The organism is Dyella sp. GSA-30 (assembly GCF_027924605.1).
Lineage (GTDB): Bacteria > Pseudomonadota > Gammaproteobacteria > Xanthomonadales > Rhodanobacteraceae > GSA-30.
Genome location: NZ_AP027042.1, coordinates 1,969,262 through 1,988,323, shown reverse-complemented (window position 1 = coordinate 1,988,323; position 19,062 = coordinate 1,969,262). Strand labels below are relative to the sequence as shown.

Here is a 19,062-nt window from a genome sequence, read left to right as displayed (position 1 = left end):
GGGACGAACCTGTTACGGCATCTCCCGGGGAGCTCCATCCATGCAAACCACAACTCACAACGGCACGGCAGCGAAATTGCTCTGGGCCGTCATTGCCATTATCGGCGCCTGGTGCCTTGGCGTCGTCGCATTGCGCCGGGGCGAGCCGATCAATGCGATCTGGCTGGTCGCCGCCTCGATCGGCCTGTTCGTCATCGGCTACCGTTTCTACAGCAAGTTCATCGACACGAAGGTGTTGAAGATGGACCCCAGTCGCGCCACCCCCGCGGTGCTGCGCAACGATGGTCTGGACTATGTACCGACCGACAAATGGGTGGTGTTCGGCCACCACTTTGCCGCCATCGCCGGCGCCGGCCCCCTGGTCGGCCCAGTGCTGGCCGCACAGATGGGCTACGTGCCCGGCACGCTGTGGATCATCTTCGGCGTGATCTTTGCCGGCGCCGTGCAGGACTTCATGATCCTGGGCCTGTCGCTTCGCCGCGACGGCCGCTCGCTCGGCAACATGCTGCGCGACGAACTGGGACCGGTTGCCGGCGTCGTGGCCATGTTCGGCGTGCTCGTCCTGATGATGATCGTGCTGGCGGTGCTGGCGCTGGTGGTGGTCAAGGCGCTGACGCACAGCCCATGGGGTACGTTTACCGTGGCATGCACGATCCCGATCGCGCTGCTGATGGGTATCTATCTGCGCTGGTTCCGACCGGGGCGGATTCTGGAGGTGTCGATCATCGGTATCGTGCTGCTGCTGGTGTCGATCTGGTCCGGTTCGATCGTCTCGACCTCGAGCTGGGCGCCGGCCTTCGACTTCGATCCCAAGGCGCTGGCCTGGCTGCTGATCGCGTACGGCTTCTGCGCCTCGGTCCTGCCGGTATGGCTGTTGCTGGCGCCGCGCGACTACCTGTCCACCTTCCTCAAGATCGGCACCATCGCCCTGCTCGCGCTGGCGATTTTTCTGGCCGCACCGACCTTGCAGATGCCGCCGATCACCAAGTTCATCGACGGCACCGGCCCGGTGTTCCAGGGCAACCTGTTCCCGTTCCTGTTCATCACGATCGCCTGCGGCGCGGTATCGGGCTGGCACTCGATCATCGCCTCGGGCACCACGCCGAAACTGCTCGCCAATGAGGGCGAGGCACGCATGGTCGGTTATGGCGGCATGTTGATGGAGGCCTTCGTCGCCATCATGGCCCTGATCGCTGCGTCGTCGCTGCATCCGGGCGTGTACTTCGCAATGAACTCGCCGGGCGCCTTGATCGGTACTACCGCGCAACAGGCAGCAACGACGATCAGCCAGTGGGGCTTCGTGGTCACGCCGGACGAGTTGCTCAATACCGCCAAGAACATCGGCGAAAGCAGCATCCTCAGCCGCGCCGGCGGCGCGCCGACGCTTGCGGTCGGCATGGCGCAACTGCTGCATGGGATCATTCCGGGCGAAGGCATGATGGCCTTCTGGTACCACTACGCGATCCTGTTCGAAGCGCTATTCATCCTGACCACGGTAGATGCGGGTACGCGCGTGGGCCGCTTCATGATTCAGGAAATCGCCGGCCTGATCTACGCGCCGCTGAAAAAGACCGAATCGTGGACCAGCAACCTGCTTGCCACGGTGATCTGCGTCGGTCTGTGGGGGTATTTCCTCTACCAGGGCGCAGTCGATCCGCTCGGCGGCATCAACACCTTGTGGCCCTTGTTCGGCATCGCCAACCAGATGCTGGCGGCGATCGCGCTGATGCTCGCCACGGTGGTCATCGTCAAGCTCAAGCGCGAACGCTATGTATGGGTCCCTGGTATTCCGGCGATCTGGCTGGTGACCTGCACTCTGGCCGCGGGCTGGCAGAAGCTGTCCGGGCCGATCAGCTTCACCGCTGCCGCCCAGAAGTACGCCGATGCGTTGCAGGCCGGCAAGCTGCTCGCACCGGCCAAGACTGCCGAGGAAATGCAGCGGATCATCACCAATAACCGGGTGGACATGGCGCTCACCGCCCTGTTCATGCTGCTGGTGATAACGATGACCCTGTTCGCGCTGCGCTCGATGATCCGGGCATGGCGCGAAAATCACCCGACGGCGCACGAAGAACCCTACGTGGCCGTGACCAGCGTGGCCCGCTGAAGGAGCCGATATGAACATCGATCTGCAAGCCATCGGAAAGTGGGCGGTGCAAACCGCTCGCCTCTGCTGCGGGGTTCCCGACTACGACGTCTACGTCAAGCACCTGCGCGAGCACCACCCTGAGCGGGAGGTGCCCAGTTACAAAGAGTTCTTTCGTGAGCGGCAGGTGGCCCGATACAAGGGAACCGGAGGCCGTTGCTGCTAGGTGAGGCCCGAGTAAAGAGGGGGTGAGAATCGAGCGGATACCGTGTCCGACGCGTTTCTCACCCCCTTGCCGCCCGTCACTTGCCCCTCCCGGCATATTCCCTATTCACGCCCCGGCCGGGACAATAGTGGTCCCCCGCTGATCCGGTACTCCATGTCCCAGACCCACCCTGAGCCGATCCCGCCGATCGAGCCGCAGCACAACCTTGGCTTGCGCATCATTGCGATCTACAAGGCGGTCAAGACGGTCGGCCTGATCGCCATCGCCATTTTCGCCTTCCGCCTGGATCGCGAAGAGAACTTTGCGCGCTTGGTGACCTGGCTGGAGCATCTGTCCCTGACCGACAGCAACAGCCTGCGCTGGAAGCTCGTCGCGACCCTGCAAGAATGGGGACCGAGCAAGTTTGTCGCGATCGGGCTGGTGGCACTCGCTTACGCGGCGATTTTCGCGACCGAGGGTACCGGCCTGTGGCTGCGCAAGCATTGGGCGGAGTGGTTTACCGTGATCGCTACCGGCTCGCTGATTCCGGTCGAGCTTTACGAAGTGATCGAGCGCTTCAACTGGATCAAGCTGGCCGTACTGATCGGCAATATCGCCATCGTTATCTATCTGGTGCGTATCGCGATGCAACCGCGCAAGAAGCCGGTGAAGACCACGGCGTAAGAGAACTTCGAATAACCGAAGCCGCCCCATCAAACTTCGTGATGCAGGACCTCAGCCGAAGGTTCGGCCTTTCTGCGCGGCGCCAGTTCCACCAGATACATCGCGGCCAGAATCAACAAGCCGCCGACCAGCATACGCCACGTAAACGCCTCGCCACCGAAGGCCACCGCAAACCCCGCTGCAAAGACCGGCTCCAGCGTCATCACGATGGCCGCACGCGTGGCGCTGAGATGGGCCTGTGCCCAGGTCTGCATCAGCATCGCGCCGGCGCCCGCCGCCAACGCCATATAGACGACGGCGATCCACGCATTCGTATCGGGCGGCAAACGCGGGCCATGCGGCAGGGTCGCAAGCAGGCAAATCGCGGATATCGCAAACATCTGCACGGTCGACAAGGCAAACGCGCTACCCGGCCTGGACCACTGCCCCAAGCCCACGATGTGCAGGCCATACAGCACCGCCGACGCGAGCGTGATCCACACGCCATAACCGAGGCTCAAACCACGCAACGCCAATACGGCCAAACCGCCCAGCGACAGCAGCACGGCGATCCAGGCAATCGACGGTAATCGCTGACGCAGCAGAACCGTAGCCAGCAATGGCGTGAAAACCACATACATGCCCGTGGCAAAACCGCTGATGCTGGCGTCGGTGTGTTCCAGGCCGTTCGTTTGCAACAGCTGACCGACACCATAGACCGCGCCCAACAACAGGCCCTGCCACCACTCGCGCGCACTCAGGCGCAGCAAGGGCCGGAAAAAAAGCAGCAACATTGCCACGGCGGCGATCAGAAAACGTATCGCGAGAAAATCCGCGGCCGGCAGGCGGCCGACCAGGTCCTTGATCAGGAAAAAGGTCGAACCCCAGATGGCCGTAACCGCCATCAAGCCCAGTGTCGCGAGGGTCGCGCCTCGTGCCTGCGGCTCGCTCATGCCGTCACATCGCTGGCGACGCGCCGCTTGCGCTTAGCCAATCGCCACCATTGCCCCGGTATCTTCAACAGAAAATGTGCCCAGATGCCCAGCCACACGATCGCAACGAGCAGCGGGTTACGCGCCGCCGGATCGAACTTGCGGAACCAGCGCCACATGCCGCGATGCTTGTACCAACTGACGAAGACCGGCCGGTGCCGGCTCGAGGTGCCCTTGCCATGCAGTACACGCACGTCCCCGGCCAGCCACACTTCATAGCCGGCGTCGCGCACGCGACGGCAGATATCCAGGTCTTCGCAATGCAGGAAATAGGCTTCGTCGAAACCGTCGATGCGGCGGAACACATCGCGTGGCATCAGCATCAAGGCGCCGGAAACGGCCTCCGTCTGCACCATGCGATCAGGCGCCGGCCCCGCGATATTGACGCCCTCGCCTTCGGCACCGATCAAGGTGCGCAACGATCGCGCAAGCAAGGGGTCGCGCCGGAACGACGCCGGATCGGCGTGGCCGCTTTCATCGCATACGACTGCACCGATGACGCCGGCCTTGGGAGTCTGCTCGAGATGATCGAGCAGGCGCTGCAGCGTATCGTCTTCGAGCAGGCAATCGGGATTGAGCACCAATAGCGTGTCGCCGGAGGCCTTGGCCGCGGCGCGATTAATTGCCGGCCCGAAACCGAGATTGGCGCCGTTGTAGATCACCAGCAGGCGCTCGTCGCCTTGATGATCGCGCTCGATCGCCTGCGGTATGCCGTCGTGCGAATCGTTGTCGATCAGGATGAACTGCAGCGGCAACGTGCAGGCAAGCGCGCGTCGCGCACATTCGCGCAACGACGCTCCGCTATCGGCGGAAACGACAATGATGCTGACGGCGGGGGACGCGCCGGGGCTTGGGGTGGGGGTACTCACTTGCCAATTATGCGCGATAGTCCGCGCATGGAGCACGTGCCTCAATCGCTTGGTTTGTCACCAAGCACTTCGTGCAGCCGCGCCGGAGCGCCGTCGAGACCGCGCGCCAGCCAGGGTTGCTCGCCGTCCCAGCCGTAAAGTTGCCAGCCGCGCAGACGGTGCACCTTGTCCACGTGCCGATCCCACAGCAGGTCGCCGCGCCCTTGCGGCGTGCTGGCCACGAACCAGCGGCCCTGAGGGCTGAAAGCACAGCGCGCACTCAAACGTTCCAGGGTCCGCCCATCGCCGAAACGGTAACTGCCGCTTTCGTCGTTAGCCGGCCGATAATCCACCGAATCGCCGAGGGGATCGTCGAGCCGACCCTTCGCGTCCTGCCAGCGTGCCGGTTCCAGCTCGACGATATGCGCCACCGGGCCGACCGGTGCCATCGCCAATTCGCTCCATTCGCTCCATTCGGGCTGTGGCGCGGTGCGCGGTGTGCGCCTGACACGGTGGTCCAGCAGGGATTCCAGCAAGGCGACCAGCGAAAAGCCGACCAGTGCTCCAAGCAGAGCCGCGCCCCAGGCCAGCAGGTCGCCACCCAAGGCTCGCTGCAGGGCGAACAACCAACCAGGCAGGCCCCATTTCAAGGCGCGCCGACACCACAACGCCCACTCGTGGCGCCGCGATGCCAATACGGCCGAACCCAATGCCAGCGCCAGCAGCAACGGCAATCCGAGCCACCAGGGCGGCAAGGCGAACACGCCGATCCACAGCGTGATCGCCAGCGCGCCAAGCGGGATACGCAGATACCAGGGGAGCTGGGACATGCGTTAGTAAAGCCGGCTCCGATACGACCTGTAAAGGCAACAAAGCCGGCTTTATCGCTCGATCAACCGCACCAGACGCGTGCGTTGCGGAACATCCGCATCCACGGCGAATCCTCGCCCCACGGGTCCGGATGCCAACTCATCTGTGCACTACGGAACACGCGTTCCGGATGCGGCATCAGGATCGTCACGCGACCTTCCGCGGCGGTGAAGCCGGTGAGGCCACCGGGCGAGCCGTTCGGGTTGAGCGGATAGTCTTCGGTCGGGCGCCCACGATTGTCGACGAAGCGCAACGCGCCGCCAGCCTTCGACGGGCTGCACACCTGCGGGAAACTGACCCGGCCTTCGCCGTGCGCGACCGCCACCGGAATACGCGAACCGGTCATGCCCTTAAAGAAGATGCTCGGCGAGTCGAGTACTTCCAGCGTCACCACGCGAGCTTCGTACTGCTCGGACGCGTTGCGCAGGAACTTCGGCCAATGCTGGGCGCCGGGAATGATGTCCTTGAGCTGGCTCATCATCTGGCAACCGTTGCATACGCCCAACGCAAACTTGGATGTGTCGGCGAAGAAGGCGGAGAACTCAGCGCGCAGGTAGTCGTTGTAGAGAATGGATGTCGCCCAACCACGGCCCGCGCCCAGCACGTCGCCGAAGGAGAATCCGCCGCACGCGGCAAAACCGCGGAAGTCGGCCAGCTTGATGCGACCTTCGGCAAGATCGGACATATGCACGTCGACCGCGTCGAACCCGGCGCGCGTAAACGCCGCCGCCATCTCGGCCTGACCGTTGACGCCCTGATCGCGCAACACGGCCACACGCGGGCGCGCACCCTTGGCAATGAACGGCGCGGCGATATCTTCGGCGGGATCGAAACCGAGCTTGGGGCTGATGCCCGGATCGGCATCGTCCAGGCGCCATTCGCGTTCGGCGTCGGCGCTTTGCGGATTGTCGCGCAGGCGCTGCATCGAGTAACTGGTGTCGTTCCACGCGGCAAACAGCGTGCTCCAGTTCCACTTGAACAAGGTGTCGCCACCCAGGAACAGCTTGATGCCGAGTTTTTCCTTCGGACGGCCGATGCGATGGGCGATACCGGCAAGGCCGTATTTCACCAGCAACGCTTCGAACGCTTCGCGATTGGCGCTGGCCACCTGCATCACCGCGCCGAGCTCTTCGTTGAAGAGCGCGCGCAAGGTTGCCTCGCCCCAACCTTCGAGCTGAACTTCCAGGCCGCAGCGGCCAGCGAAAGCCATTTCCAGCAGAGTGACGATCGCGCCACCGTCGGAGCGATCATGATAGGCGAGCAGCAGACCCGAACGATTCGCTTCCTGCACCAGATCGAACAAGGCCTTCAGCTGCTTGGCGTCTTCGAGATCTGGCGGCACGCCGCCACCGCGATTGAATACCTGAGTGAGCGCCGAGCTGCCAAGGCGATCACGTCCGCCGCCCAGATCGATCAACCACAGTTCGGAGTCGCCGCGATCGAGACGAATCTGCGGCGTCAGCGTGCGACGCACGTCGTCGACGCGCGCAAAGCCGGTGATGACCAGCGACACCGGCGACACCGTGCGCTGCTTGGTCTCGCCATCCTTCCACACGGTCTGCATGGACAGCGAGTCCTTCCCGACCGGGATCGAGATATCCAGCTCCGGGCACAGCTCCATGCCGACGGCCTTGACCGCGTCGAACAGGGCCGCGTCTTCGCCCGGATGGTTGATCGCCGCCATCCAGTTCGCCGACAGGCGTACCTCGCCCAGCGAGGCGATCGATGCCGCGGCCAGATTGGTGATCGCCTCACCCACCGCCAGACGTGCCGCATCGGCGCTGCTCAGCAAGGCGACCGGCGCACGCTCGGCCATCGCCATGGCTTCACCGACATAACCGTCGAAATCGGCAATGGTGACGGCGCAGTCTGCCACTGGCACCTGCCACGGGCCGACCATCGGATCGCGCGAACACAGGCCACCGACAGTGCGGTCGCCAATGGTGATCAAGAAGTTCTTGCTGCCCACGGTCGGCAGCTTCAGCACGCGGATCAGCGCTTCGTCCATGCTGATGCCGGTAAGATCCGGCACCAGGTCGATGCGCGGCTTGACGTGCTTGGCATCGCGATGCATGCGCGGCGCCTTGCCGAACAGTACATCCATCGGCAGGTCGATCACGGTGAGGTCACGGCGCGGATCGCGCACCACCAGCACACGCTCGGCAGTCGCTTCGCCGACGACAGCATACGGGCAGCGTTCGCGCACGCAATAGGCTTCGAATTCGGCCAGGTCGGCCGCATCGATGCCGAGCACATAGCGCTCCTGCGACTCGTTGCTCCATACCTGCATCGGCGAGAGCTGCGGATCGTCGCACGGGATCTTCGACAGATCGATCTGGCCGCCGACATTGGAATCGTTGAGCAGTTCGGGAATCGCGTTGGACAGACCGCCGGCGCCGACGTCGTGCACGCTGACGATCGGGTTGTTGTCGCCACGTGCCCAGCAGGCGTCGATCACCTGCTGGCAACGGCGTTCCATTTCGGCGTTGTCGCGCTGCACCGAGGCGAAATCCAGTTCCGCGCTCGAGGTACCCGACGCCACCGACGACGCAGCGCCGCCGCCCAGGCCGATCAGCATCGCCGGACCGCCCAGCACGATGACCTTGTGGCCCGGCTGCAGCTCACGCTTTTGCACATGGTCGGCGCGGATATTGGCCAGACCGCCGGCAATCATGATCGGCTTGTCGTAGCCGCGACGCAGGCCGGCTTCGCCGGTTTCGTGTTCGTAGGTACGGAAATAGCCGCCCAGACAGGGACGGCCGAATTCGTTGTTGAACGCGGCCGCGCCGAGCGGGCCGTCGCGCATGATTTCGAACGCGCTGGCCATGCGCGGCGGCAGCGGACGATCCACTTCCCATGGCATCGGATGACCGGGAATACGCAGGTCCGAGACCGAGAAGCCAGTCAGACCCGCCTTGGGCTTGGCGCCGCGACCGGTCGCACCTTCGTCGCGAATCTCGCCGCCCGCACCGGTGGCCGCACCCGGCCACGGGGCGATCGCGGTGGGATGGTTATGCGTCTCCACCTTGATCGCGTAGTCGATGCGTTCGCCATGCGCGCGCCACACACCATCGGCGTCGGCGAAAAAGCGCTTGCCTTCGTTGCCTTCGATGACCGCGGCATTGTCCTTGTACGCGGACAAGGTATGCGCGGGCGAATGCTGGTGCGTGTTCTTGATCATGCCGAACAGGCTCTTGTCCTGCGGCTGACCGTCCAGGGTCCAACTGGCGTTGAACACCTTGTGGCGGCAATGCTCGGAATTGGCCTGGGCGAACATGAACAGTTCGGCGTCGGTGGGGTCGCGCCCCAGTTCGGCGTAGCGCTCGGCCAGATACTCGATTTCGTCGTCGGCCAGCGCCAGTCCCAGCTCGCTATTGGCCTTGGCCAGCGCGGCCTGCGCATCGCTGCCCAGGGCGATGTGCAGCAGATCACCGGGCTTGCCGGCCAGGAACAGACCCTTGGCATCGTCCAGTTGCGTCAGCACCGACTGCGTCATCGCGTCGTGCAGCACGTCCATGACCGCGTCGTAATCGCGCGCACCGGCGTCGGGCATATGTGCGAGCTGCCAGGCCATGCCCCGCTCGACGCGACGTACCTGAAAACCCGCACCATGCAGAATATCGGTGGCCTTGCTCGACCAGGGCGAAATCGTGCCCAGTCGCGGTACTACCCACAGCGAAGCCGGCTCAGGCGTGGCGTCCTTCGCTTCGAGTACCTCCAGCAAGCGCTTCCGCTGCTCGCCTTCAGGCGCCGTATCGGTATCGATGAAATAGACATGCCAGGCCGCCTGCACACGCGCGCCACGATGCAGGGCATCCAGGCGGGCATTCAGACGTTCGAGGCGAAACGGCGATAGGGCACTCTGCCCGTCGAGTACGATCATTGCGGGGAATGGCGCTTGACGCGCAAGGCAGCGAAAACGCCCATTCTACCCCATGCTGCAAGACAGCAAAGGGCGGCTCGTACAAGCTATTCATTTCATTAAGATTACGGTCCGGATTTGCGCATCAGGACCGTAAAAATACCCGCTAGCCGCCTGATTTTCGGGTCACGCCGACCGTAAATTCGGTCGAAGACCCATCAGCGGCATGCGGCAGGGTTATTTGCGCCTGGGCCGGGTCGTCCAACGTGGATTTCAGCTCGGGCGACGCGAGCAAATTCAAGTCATTTCCCTGCTTCTCGAACAGATCGACCTTACACATGCACCAGCGCCAGCAGGCGAATGGCGGCAAACTCCTTGTTGCTTCCATCATAGCTATCTCCATAAAAGCGAAACGCCGCTTCCGCGGCGCTTCACTTCCAACATGTCGAGATAGCGGCGCGAGTGACCGTCGTCTCAGCTACCGTTGGTCTTGTTGAGCGCCTTGATCAGCTGATCAGGAGTGACGTATCCGCCTACAACGCGTCCGTCATCAGCCACGATAGTCGGCGTGCCGGTCACGCCCAGCTTCACACCCAGCTCGAATTCGTCCTTGACCGGATTGGTGCAGGTAGCGGCCTTGGGTACCTTGCCCTGCTTGGCCTCGGTAAAGGCCATCTTCGGGTTGGCGGCACACCAGACGTTGACCATTTCCGTGTAGGTCGCGGTCGGCGCACCCGACGTGCTCGTCACGCCTTCGCGCGGCCACGCCACGTACTCGACCGAGATGCCGGCCTTGTTGAAATCGGCGATGTGCTCATGCAGCGCCCGGCAATAACCGCAGTTCACGTCAGTGAACACGGTGACCTTGTATTTCGGATTGGCCGCGGCAAATACGATGCGCTGCGACTCGGGCAGCTTGTCGAGCTGGACTTTGCGGAAATCCGCCCAGGCGCGTTCGCTGATGTTCTTCTTGCTGCTGAGATCGAGCAGGTCGCCATTGAGCAGATACTTGCCATCCGCACTGACGTAGACCAACTGCCCCGAGGCGATGACCTGGTAGAAGCCCGGCAGCGGCGCAGGCTCGATCTTGTCGACCTGCACGCCCGGGGCTAAGCCCATGACGGCCTTGCGGACGACCGCTTCGGTCGCATCGTCGGCGGCCAGCGCGGAAAACGCCAGACCGGTCAGGGAGAGAGTCAGGATCAGCTTTTTGAACATCGAAAATTTGGACATGGGAACCTCACGTGCATCCATTCACCGCCGGGGGCGCGGGAACTGCGGATTCTCGCATAGTAGGCTGAATGAAGCGTGGCAGGTGTGACAGTTTCGCAGCTTTACGGTTCGGTCATTTTTTTTGTAACCGAGCCTTACGCCCACGCGATCAGCCACGCGGATGGTGTTGCGCATGCAACCTTTTCAGCCCTTCCTTGGCGACCAGCGTATAGATTTGCGTGGTGCTCAAGGCGCTGTGTCCGAGCAACATCTGCAGCGCGCGCAAGTCGGCGCCGTGGTTGAGCAGATGGGTGGCGAACGAATGGCGCAGCACATGCGGCGAGATGCGCTTGGGCGCGATGCCAACCGTTACCGCATAACGCTTGACCAGGGTCCAGAACATCTGGCGCGTCATGCCCTCGCCGCGCTTGCTCAGAAACAGCGCTTTGGGCTGCCTTCCCTTGGCAAGCACGGGGCGCGCGGTCTTCAGGTAATCCTCGATGCGCTCCAGCGCCACTTCGCCCACCGGAACCAGCCGATCCTTGCCGCCCTTGCCGGTGACCCGCAGCACGCCCTGGCGCATATTGAGCGCCGCCAGCGGCAGTTCGACCAGCTCGGAAACACGCAGGCCGGATGCATACATCAATTCCAGCATGGCGCGATCGCGCAAACCCAGCGTCGCGGTCAGATCCGGCGCATTCAACAGACCCTCGATTTCGCGCTCGGCCAACGCCTTGGGCAGGCTGCGCGGTGTACGCGGGCGTTCGATCAGCAGGGTCGGATCGTCAAAACCGCTCTCGCTACGTGCCAGCCAGCCGTAGTAACGGCGAAACGAGGATTGACGACGCGCCATCGAGCGCACCGCGACGGGCTGTGCACCGTGATAGGCGGACAGATCTTCGCGCCGTGCAGTCAGCAGGCTGCGTTGCCGACCGGACAGCCATACGGCAAGGCCTTCCAGATCGCGTCGGTAGGCTTCGAGCGTGCGATTGGCCAGGCCGTCTTCCGACCAGACGCGTTCGATGAACGCGGCGATGCTGCGCTGGTCGGCTTCGGCGATACTTGCGGTTTGTTCCATGCGCGACATGCTGGACACCCCGCGCTCAAGACGCAAGCGAGACCATGACTCACGACACCGTCAATGCACTGCCCTGCCCGCTATGGCGCCGACTACTGGCGCTGCTGTACGACCTGCTGGCCGTCATCGCCATCGCCGCGGTCATGGGCCTGGTCTGCCAGATCGCCACGCACGGGCGTCTGTTCGATGCACAGGGTCATGCACTGACCTGGTGGTTCCAACCGCTGCAGTACCTGACCATCAGCGCGTATTTCGTGGTGTCGTGGTTGCGCGGCGGACAGACGCTCGGCATGCGGCCGTGGCGTATTCGTGTTACCTCGGCGTCCGGCACGGCACCGTCGTGGCGGCAGGCGCTGATCCGATTGATCGTTGCCTGGCTGCCGGTTTTTCTACTGGAACTGCAAACGGCGATCGGCATGCGCGGGGCGATCTATGCCGCGCTTGGCGGCTGGGCGCTGTGGTTCGCAGTTGCCCTGATCGATCGGCGGCGGCGCGCACTGCACGACATATTTGCCGGGACGGAAGTGCGTCGCATAGACAACTGAGACTGTCGTGACGCAGCGCAACACCCAATGGCGAAACAGGCTAAACTGGTTTTTTGCACACCCCCGGTCCCCGCCCATGCTTTATCAGATTCATGAGTGGCAGCGCGCCGTCCTCGGCCCGCTGAGTTATTTCGCCCAAGCAAGCGCACGCATGCTCTCCGATCAGAGCAGCCCGCTGTCGAACCTGCCCGGCGCGCAACGCGCGGCGGCCGGGTACGAGCTGATGTATCGCCTGGGCAAGGAATACGAAAAGCCCGAGTTCGGTATCCACAGCGTCGTTGCGCACGGTCAGCCAATCGCGATCGTCGAGCAATCGGCGATGGAACTGCCGTTCTGCCAGTTGAAGCGCTTCAAGCGTTTCAGCGACGAGCCGGAAATCATCGAGCAGATGAAGAACGACCCGTCGGTGCTGGTGGTTGCACCGCTGTCGGGACATCACTCCACGTTGTTGCGCGACACGGTGCGCTCGTTGCTGTCCGACCACAAGGTCTACATCACCGACTGGACCGATGCACGCATGGTGCCGGCCGAGCACGGTGCGTTCCATCTCGACGACTACGTCGCGTACATCGAGCAGTTCATCCGCCATATTGGCGCCAAACGCGTGCATGTGATTTCGGTATGCCAGCCGACGGTGCCCGTGCTCGCCGCCATTTCGCTGCTGGCCGCGCGTGGCGAAGACACGCCGCTGTCGATGACGATGATGGGCGGCCCGATCGAACCGCGCAGCAATCCCACCGGCGTGAACAACCTTGCCACCACGCAGCCGCTGTCCTGGTTCAAGGGCAATGTGATTCATACCGTGCCACCGAATTATCCGGGCCACGGCCGCGAGGTGTATCCGGGCTTTCTGCAACACGCCGGCTTCGTCGCGATGAACCCCAGCCGGCATATGAATTCGCATTGGGACTTCTACCAGAACCTGCTGCGCGGCGACCTTGACGACGCCCAGGCGCATCGCAAGTTCTACGACGAATACAACGCCGTACTCGACATGCCAGCCGAGTACTACCTCGACACCATCAGCACCGTGTTCCAGCAGTTCCTGCTGCCGCGTGGCCTGTGGGACGTCAATGGCGAGCGCGTCAAGCCGAGCGCGATCAAGGACACCGCCCTGCTCACGATCGAAGGCGAGCTGGACGATATCTCCGGCCTGGGCCAGACCGAAGCGGCGCACGACCTGTGCAGCGGCATTCCGGCCAACCGTCGCGCGCACAAGGTGATCGAAGGCGCGGGGCATTACGGCATTTTCAGCGGCCGTCGCTGGCGTGAAACGGTTTATCCGCAGGTGCGGGATTTCATCAAGAAGTTTGATCGGGCGGTTTGAAACAAAAGCCCCCCTCACCCTAACCCTCTCCCCCGGCAAAGCCAGGGGAGAGGGGACTGACTGAGGCAACCGATCAACCTCGCGCAACGTGCCCCCTCCCCCCTGGCTTTGCCGGGGGAGAGGGCTGGGGTAAGGGGGCTTTCGGCTCAGCCGAAGAACGCCCGAAACGCCTGCACCACGCGCTCCACGCCTTCATCGTCGATATCCAGATGCGTCACCAGCCGCAGCGTCGGCAGATAACCGATGCTGATGCGTATCTGCGCCGTTTTCAAATGGACGTCCAACTCACGCAACCGATCGGCCGGCACATCGACGAACACCATATTTGTGTGATGCCCCAGAAGTTTTAAGCCGCCGATCTCACGCAGTTCCGACGCCAGGCGCTTCGCACGCGCATGATCGTCAGCCAACCGCGCCACATGATGATCGAGCGCATAGGTCGCCGCTGCTGCCAGCATGCCGGCCTGTCGCCAGCCACCACCGGCGACCTTGCGCCAGCGTCGCGCCTTCTCGATCAAGGCGGCCGAACCGACCAATACCGACCCTACGGGCGCACCCAGGCCCTTGGACAGGCATATCGAGACGCTGTCGAAATGCTGCGCGATCGCGCGTGCCTGGACGCCCGCACCGATCGCCGCATTGAACAACCGCGCTCCATCCAGGTGAAATGCCAGCTTGCGCGACTGCGCGAAATCTTGCGCGGCGCGCAGGTAATCCATCGGCAACACCCGGCCATGCCAGGTGTTCTCCAAGGCGAACAGGCGCGTACGAGCAAAATGCGGATCGACGGGTTTGATCGCCGCAGCGACCTTGTCGAGCGGCAGGCAACCGTCGGCGTCGTGTGGTATCGGCTGTGGCTGGATCGAGCCGAGCACCGCCGCGCCGCCACCTTCGAACTTGTATGTATGCGCGTCGGCACCAACCAGGTACTCGTCACCGCGCTCGCAATGCGACATCAGCGCGAGCAGGTTCGACTGCGTGCCGGTCGGCACGAACAAGCCAGCCTCGAAGCCAAGGTCCGCCGCCAGCCGGCTCTGCAAGGCGTTGACCGTGGGATCCTCGCCATACACGTCGTCACCGACGTCGGCATCGACCATCGCCTGCCGCATCGCGGGGGTGGGACGCGTGACGGTATCGCTGCGCAGATCGACCCAGCTCATGGGATGCCTCTTGAAGTTCGGTAGAGCGCGTTAGCTTGGCCTGAACATCCAGGTCACACAAGTCATCGCGGAAATTCCGTCGCGGCCTCGACGGAGGTAAGCTCTTGCCCATCGCCGCAAGGACTTGAGCAACCGTGCCGATTTTGCGCCTGTATGTACGCGTGCTGGGCCTGCTGGCTGCCGAACGCACGCTGGCGATCACGCTGGCGCTGACCAATCTTGCGGTTGCTTGCGTGTTTTTTATCGAACCCATGCTGTTCGGCAAGGTGGTCGACGCGCTGAGCGGCGATAGCGGGCGCGCCATGCGTTTGATCGTGCTCTGGGCCATCGTCGGTTTCCTGGGTGTCGCGGCGGGCGTATGGACGTCCTTGTACGCGGACCGGCTTGCGCACCGTCGACGGCTGGCCGCCATCGCGCTTTACTTCGAACATGCCTCGGCGTTGTCGCTGGGTTTTCATAGCGATCACCACACCGGCCGGCTGGCACGCATCATGAACATGGGCGTGGGCAACCTGTTCGGCCTGTGGCTGAGCTTCTTTCGCGACCACCTTTCCACCTTGTTCGCGATCGTGGTGATGATCCCGGTCGCGCTATGGATGAACTGGAAGCTGGCGCTGTTGATGATCGCGCTGATGATCATGTTCGCCGTGACCAACGCCGTCGCGATCCGTCGCACGCACAAGGCGCAAGGTGAAGTCGAGGATCTGCACAATGAGATCGCCACGCGCGCGGGCGACGTGTTCGGCAATGTATCGATCGTGCAGAGCTTCACCCGGCTGGCCGCCGAAGCGGTGGCGCTGAAGGAAATGATGGCGCGCGTGCTGGATGCGCAATACCCGGTACTACGTGGCTGGGCTCTCTTGTCGGTGCTCAACCGCGCGGCCAGCACGCTGACCATCGTGGCGATCTTCGCCTTGGGCAGCTCGCTGCATACGCAGGGCGAAATCACCGTCGGCGGGATTGTCAGCTTCGTCGGCTTTTCGATGTTGCTGATTGGCCGTCTGGAGCAGTTCGCCGCGTTTATCTCCACGCTGTTCTTCCAGACCCAGTCGCTGGAGGATTTCTTCGCCGTACTGGACGAGCGCCCCGCCATTGTCGACAAGCCGAACGCCCCGGCCCTCACCGGCGTGCGCGGCGAGGTGGTGTTCGACCATGTCAGTTTCGGTTACGACCCGGTGCAGCCGGCGTTGCATGATCTCAGTTTCAACGTCGCCGCCGGCAGCACCATCGCGCTGGTCGGCCCGACCGGCGCAGGCAAGACGACGGCGCTCAGCCTGCTTTACCGCGCCTATGATCCCAGTGAGGGGCGCATCACGATCGATGGCCAGGATATTCGTGAGGTCTCGCTGGAATCGCTGCGCAAGAATATCGGCGTGGTGTTCCAGGACCCGGGCATGTTCTACCGGTCGATCCTGGAAAACCTGCGCGTAGGCAATCCCGACGCCGACCTCACCCAGATCGAAGCCGCGGTCGCCGCGGCCGAGGCGACCGGGTTTATCGCACGCAAGCCGGAAGGTTTCGAGACCATGGTCTCCGAACGCGGCCGCTCGCTCTCAGGCGGCGAACGCCAGCGTCTGGCGATTGCCCGTGCAATGCTCAAGAACGCACCGATCCTGGTGCTGGACGAAGCCACCAGCGCACTGGACAACGCGACCGAAGTGCGGATCCAGCGCGCACTGAACGCGCTGACCAAGGGGCGCACGACCTTCGTAATCGCCCATCGCCTGTCGACGGTGCGCCATGCCGACATGATCCTGGTACTGGACCAGGGCCGCCTGGTGGAAAGCGGCCGTTTCGACGAGTTGATCCGATTGGGCGGCTTGTTTGCGCAGCTGGCAGCGGATGGGAAATTTGCGCCCGACGCGGAAGAGGCAACGGCGTAAGCCGGCGTTAGCCGCTTCGCCGGAAATAGAACCACGCAATCAACGCCAGAATCAGCGCCGGCAACAGATTGGCCAATAGCGGCGGCACGCCATACACCGTACCGAAATTCACCATCGCCTTCTGCAAGAAGTACCAGCCGATCGCCAGCAGCATGCCGATAAACATGCGCTTGCCCAGGCCGCCCGAACGCAATGCGCCGAACGCGAACGGCATCGCACAAAGCACCAGCACCAGCACGTTCAGCGGATAGAGCGCACGTGTCCAGAACGCTACGGCGTATTCGCCCGGCGCCTCGCCCAGGCTTTGCTTGTAGTTGATATTGCGGCGCAGGTCGCGCATCGACAGATACTGCGGCTGGATCAGCGACTGCTCCAGCACCTGCGGATTCAGACGCGAATCCCATACCGATTTGGGCGCCAGCGTGGTGTGTGCACCGGCATCGTCCAGCGTCGTGGTGCGCACATCGTCCATCACCCATTGATGACCGTCGTGTTCGGCCGTCTTGGCCCAGTCGAAGCGGCTCAGCTGGCCGTCCGTCGTCATGGTGAAGACGCGCACATCGACCAACTGCACGGTGGTATGCGTATCGCCCTGGCGCGCCATCGCCGTCTTGGCATTGATGATGCGGTCGCCGTCGCGCGCCCACAGGCCGCTGTTGCCGGCCATGCCGATGTTGTTGGTCTTCATGCGCAGCTGCATCGCCTGCGCTTGTTGATCGCCCCACGGCGCCGCGGTCTCGCCGAGAATCACCACGCCCACGATCAGCACCGCGACGATGCCCACGGCCGAGGTGGCAATACGCAACTTGGACATGCCCGACGCGCGCAGCGCGGTCAGCTCACCGCTGCCGGCCAGGCCGCCCAGGCCAAGCAGACCGCCGATCAGCGCCGCGTTGCCGAACATTTCGTACATGCGGCGCGGCGTCGTCACCAGCACGTACACGATGGCGTTGGTCAGCGTGTAGCCGTTCTTGCCGATGCGGCCAATCTGGGTGATCAACTGAAACACCACGTCCAGGCCGGTCAGCACCAGCCAGACCGTGACCAGGGAACTCAATACCGTGATGCCGACCAGCCAGTCGACGCGCTTGATGCGCAAGGCGCTCATCGTGCCACCGCCTTCGTCGCCTTCACTACCTTCGGCTTGCGGATCGCATACTGATTGCGGAACAACCAGACACCCAGCCCGAACACCAGGATGCAGACGATCCACATCGGCGTGGAATGATGCCACTTGCCCTTGATCAACTGGCTGCGGCACAGCGCCAGCAACAGGTAATAGAGATAGAACACGAGCAAGGCAATGATCAATCTGGCCGAACGGGCCTCGCGCGGCTGCTGACGCGACAGCGGCACCGCCAGCATGATCAGCACCAGCATCATCGCCGGCGCGATCGTGCGCCACGCCAGCTCGGCGCGCGCGTCACCGTTGTCGACGGCGAACAGCTGCATGGTGGTCAACGAGTGCGCCGGATCTTCGTCGTTGTCATCGGACTGGATATTGGACAGCGACGTGTCGTTGCGCTCGTACTTCATCTTGCGCCAGTTGTCGGCGCCAAGCGGCATCTCGTATTGCCAGCCGTCGTAGAGCGCCAGGAAACGGCCATCGCCATCGCTTTCCTGGTAGAGCTGACCGTGCTTGCCGGTGACGACCTTCAGGCGCCGGGTTCCATCGGTGGAATCGCGCTCGGTCGCAATGAAGGTATTGCCCAGCAGACTGCCGTCGCGGCTCAGGTTATCGACGAAGATGATGCCGCCACGTCCCGGCAACTCGGTGAAGCGGCCGGCATCGAGGCCGGCGGCAATCACCGAACGGTTGGCGGCCGCGACCAGGCTATCGGAAGTACGCGCCGCCCAGGGGCCGAGCCACATCGCCACCACGCCGACCAGGATGGCCAGCAGTACGGCAAGGATCGCCACCGGCCGCAGCAGGCCGCTCGGACCCATGCCCGAGGAGGACAGCACGTGCATTTCGCTCTCGCGATACATGCGGCCCAGGCTCCACAGCACACCGACAAAGCCGGCCAGCAGCAGCAGCGTGGACAGGCCGTCGAGCATGTTCAGGCCCAGCACCTGGAACATCACGCTGGCGGGGAAGCTGCCGTTGGCGACTTGTTTGAGCACCTGCGCGAACGAGGTACCGGCAAAGATCGCCACCAGCACGATCGTCGTCGCGGCGACGGTCTGCGCCAGTTCACGCAAAAAGTAGCGATCGAGAATGTTCAGAACCGGACCTCGGCGGGAAAGCGCGCAGGCGCTACCAGGCAAAACCCGGCAACGGGAAAAAACGAATTCAAACGCGCGGTTGCGCTGACGGATGACAAAACCGCC

General features: G+C 63.3%; 16 protein-coding genes. 6 read left to right on the top strand and 10 right to left on the bottom strand.

Annotated features, from left to right (window positions below):
- Nucleotides 1-40 precede the first annotated feature (40 nt).
- The 3 genes from QMG46_RS08785 (at nt 41) to QMG46_RS08775 (ending at nt 2,975) form a co-directional block, all read left to right on the top strand.
- On the top strand, nt 41-2,107 hold the full coding sequence (locus QMG46_RS08785) for a carbon starvation CstA family protein (protein ID WP_281852129.1): 2,067 nt from the start codon (nt 41-43) through the stop codon (nt 2,105-2,107).
- Between the two features lie 10 nt (nt 2,108-2,117).
- Complete coding sequence (locus QMG46_RS08780; RefSeq protein ID WP_281852128.1) at nt 2,118-2,312, top strand: YbdD/YjiX family protein; 195 nt, start codon at nt 2,118-2,120, stop codon at nt 2,310-2,312.
- Between the two features lie 153 nt (nt 2,313-2,465).
- Nucleotides 2,466-2,975: a DUF2127 domain-containing protein gene (locus QMG46_RS08775; RefSeq protein WP_281852127.1), complete on the top strand. Its 510-nt coding sequence runs from the start codon at nt 2,466-2,468 to the stop codon at nt 2,973-2,975.
- A gap of 29 nt (nt 2,976-3,004) precedes the next feature.
- Here QMG46_RS08775 and QMG46_RS08770 read toward each other — a convergent pair whose 3' ends face one another.
- From QMG46_RS08770 to xerD, 7 genes are all read right to left on the bottom strand, one after another.
- Entirely contained in the window at nt 3,005-3,907 is a 903-nt protein-coding gene (locus tag QMG46_RS08770) for a DMT family transporter (RefSeq protein WP_281852126.1), read from the bottom strand.
- Nucleotides 3,904-4,815, bottom strand: a complete 912-nt coding sequence (locus QMG46_RS08765; protein WP_281852125.1) for a glycosyltransferase family 2 protein — start codon at nt 4,813-4,815, stop codon at nt 3,904-3,906. Before QMG46_RS08765 ends, QMG46_RS08770 begins: the two co-directional genes overlap by 4 nt.
- Nucleotides 4,816-4,856: 41 nt before the next feature.
- Nucleotides 4,857-5,624, bottom strand: a complete 768-nt coding sequence (locus QMG46_RS08760; protein WP_281852124.1) for a hypothetical protein — start codon at nt 5,622-5,624, stop codon at nt 4,857-4,859.
- 62 nt (nt 5,625-5,686) lie between these two features.
- Nucleotides 5,687-9,547 (bottom strand): phosphoribosylformylglycinamidine synthase, encoded by a 3,861-nt coding sequence (gene purL, locus QMG46_RS08755; protein WP_281852123.1) that lies wholly within the window; start codon nt 9,545-9,547, stop codon nt 5,687-5,689.
- A gap of 145 nt (nt 9,548-9,692) precedes the next feature.
- Nucleotides 9,693-9,917 carry a hypothetical protein gene (locus tag QMG46_RS08750; RefSeq protein WP_281852122.1) on the bottom strand — a complete coding sequence of 75 codons (225 nt, stop codon included), beginning with the start codon at nt 9,915-9,917 and terminating at the stop codon, nt 9,693-9,695.
- Between the two features lie 83 nt (nt 9,918-10,000).
- The gene (locus tag QMG46_RS08745; protein WP_345781790.1) at nt 10,001-10,759 is read right to left on the bottom strand and encodes a thioredoxin fold domain-containing protein; all 759 of its coding nucleotides are present in this window, start codon (nt 10,757-10,759) and stop codon (nt 10,001-10,003) included.
- A gap of 148 nt (nt 10,760-10,907) precedes the next feature.
- Complete coding sequence (xerD, locus tag QMG46_RS08740; RefSeq protein WP_281852121.1) at nt 10,908-11,825, bottom strand: site-specific tyrosine recombinase XerD; 918 nt, start codon at nt 11,823-11,825, stop codon at nt 10,908-10,910.
- 35 nt (nt 11,826-11,860) lie between these two features.
- On the opposite strand from xerD, the gene QMG46_RS08735 reads away from it, so the two are divergent.
- Nucleotides 11,861-12,361 (top strand): RDD family protein, encoded by a 501-nt coding sequence (locus QMG46_RS08735; protein WP_281852120.1) that lies wholly within the window; start codon nt 11,861-11,863, stop codon nt 12,359-12,361.
- Between the two features lie 76 nt (nt 12,362-12,437).
- A complete protein-coding gene (phaZ, locus tag QMG46_RS08730) occupies nt 12,438-13,688 on the top strand; it encodes a polyhydroxyalkanoate depolymerase (protein ID WP_281852118.1) in 1,251 nt (416 codons plus the stop codon).
- Between the two features lie 146 nt (nt 13,689-13,834).
- Here phaZ and ltaE read toward each other — a convergent pair whose 3' ends face one another.
- On the bottom strand, nt 13,835-14,848 hold the full coding sequence (gene ltaE, locus QMG46_RS08725; RefSeq protein WP_281852116.1) for a low-specificity L-threonine aldolase: 1,014 nt from the start codon (nt 14,846-14,848) through the stop codon (nt 13,835-13,837).
- Nucleotides 14,849-14,982: 134 nt separating this feature from the next.
- Between ltaE and QMG46_RS08720 the strand changes: the two genes are divergently transcribed.
- Nucleotides 14,983-16,731, top strand: coding sequence for a glucan ABC transporter ATP-binding protein/ permease (locus QMG46_RS08720; RefSeq protein ID WP_281852114.1), 1,749 nt, complete (start codon nt 14,983-14,985; stop codon nt 16,729-16,731).
- Between the two features lie 7 nt (nt 16,732-16,738).
- Here the strand turns inward: QMG46_RS08720 and lptG are convergent, their stop codons facing one another.
- Both lptG and lptF read right to left on the bottom strand, forming a co-directional pair.
- Nucleotides 16,739-17,839 (bottom strand): LPS export ABC transporter permease LptG, encoded by a 1,101-nt coding sequence (lptG, locus tag QMG46_RS08715; RefSeq protein WP_281852113.1) that lies wholly within the window; start codon nt 17,837-17,839, stop codon nt 16,739-16,741.
- Nucleotides 17,836-18,933 (bottom strand): LPS export ABC transporter permease LptF, encoded by a 1,098-nt coding sequence (gene lptF / locus QMG46_RS08710; protein ID WP_281852112.1) that lies wholly within the window; start codon nt 18,931-18,933, stop codon nt 17,836-17,838. Before lptF ends, lptG begins: the two co-directional genes overlap by 4 nt.
- Nucleotides 18,934-19,062: the final 129 nt, after the last annotated feature.

What these genes read in the sequence shown, in the direction of transcription:
- QMG46_RS08785 (WP_281852129.1), top strand. Translation starts at nt 41, where the DNA reads ATGCAAACCACAACTCACAACGGCACGGCAGCGAAATTGCTCTGGGCC.
- QMG46_RS08780 (WP_281852128.1), top strand. Translation starts at nt 2,118, where the DNA reads ATGAACATCGATCTGCAAGCCATCGGAAAGTGGGCGGTGCAAACCGCT.
- QMG46_RS08775 (WP_281852127.1), top strand. Translation starts at nt 2,466, where the DNA reads ATGTCCCAGACCCACCCTGAGCCGATCCCGCCGATCGAGCCGCAGCAC.
- QMG46_RS08770 (WP_281852126.1), bottom strand. Translation starts at nt 3,907, where the DNA reads ATGAGCGAGCCGCAGGCACGAGGCGCGACCCTCGCGACACTGGGCTTG.
- QMG46_RS08760 (WP_281852124.1), bottom strand. Translation starts at nt 5,624, where the DNA reads ATGTCCCAGCTCCCCTGGTATCTGCGTATCCCGCTTGGCGCGCTGGCG.
- purL (WP_281852123.1), bottom strand. Translation starts at nt 9,547, where the DNA reads ATGATCGTACTCGACGGGCAGAGTGCCCTATCGCCGTTTCGCCTCGAA.
- QMG46_RS08750 (WP_281852122.1), bottom strand. Translation starts at nt 9,917, where the DNA reads ATGATGGAAGCAACAAGGAGTTTGCCGCCATTCGCCTGCTGGCGCTGG.
- QMG46_RS08745 (WP_345781790.1), bottom strand. Translation starts at nt 10,759, where the DNA reads ATGTCCAAATTTTCGATGTTCAAAAAGCTGATCCTGACTCTCTCCCTG.
- xerD (WP_281852121.1), bottom strand. Translation starts at nt 11,825, where the DNA reads ATGTCGCGCATGGAACAAACCGCAAGTATCGCCGAAGCCGACCAGCGC.
- QMG46_RS08735 (WP_281852120.1), top strand. Translation starts at nt 11,861, where the DNA reads ATGACTCACGACACCGTCAATGCACTGCCCTGCCCGCTATGGCGCCGA.
- phaZ (WP_281852118.1), top strand. Translation starts at nt 12,438, where the DNA reads ATGCTTTATCAGATTCATGAGTGGCAGCGCGCCGTCCTCGGCCCGCTG.
- ltaE (WP_281852116.1), bottom strand. Translation starts at nt 14,848, where the DNA reads ATGAGCTGGGTCGATCTGCGCAGCGATACCGTCACGCGTCCCACCCCC.
- lptG (WP_281852113.1), bottom strand. Translation starts at nt 17,839, where the DNA reads ATGAGCGCCTTGCGCATCAAGCGCGTCGACTGGCTGGTCGGCATCACG.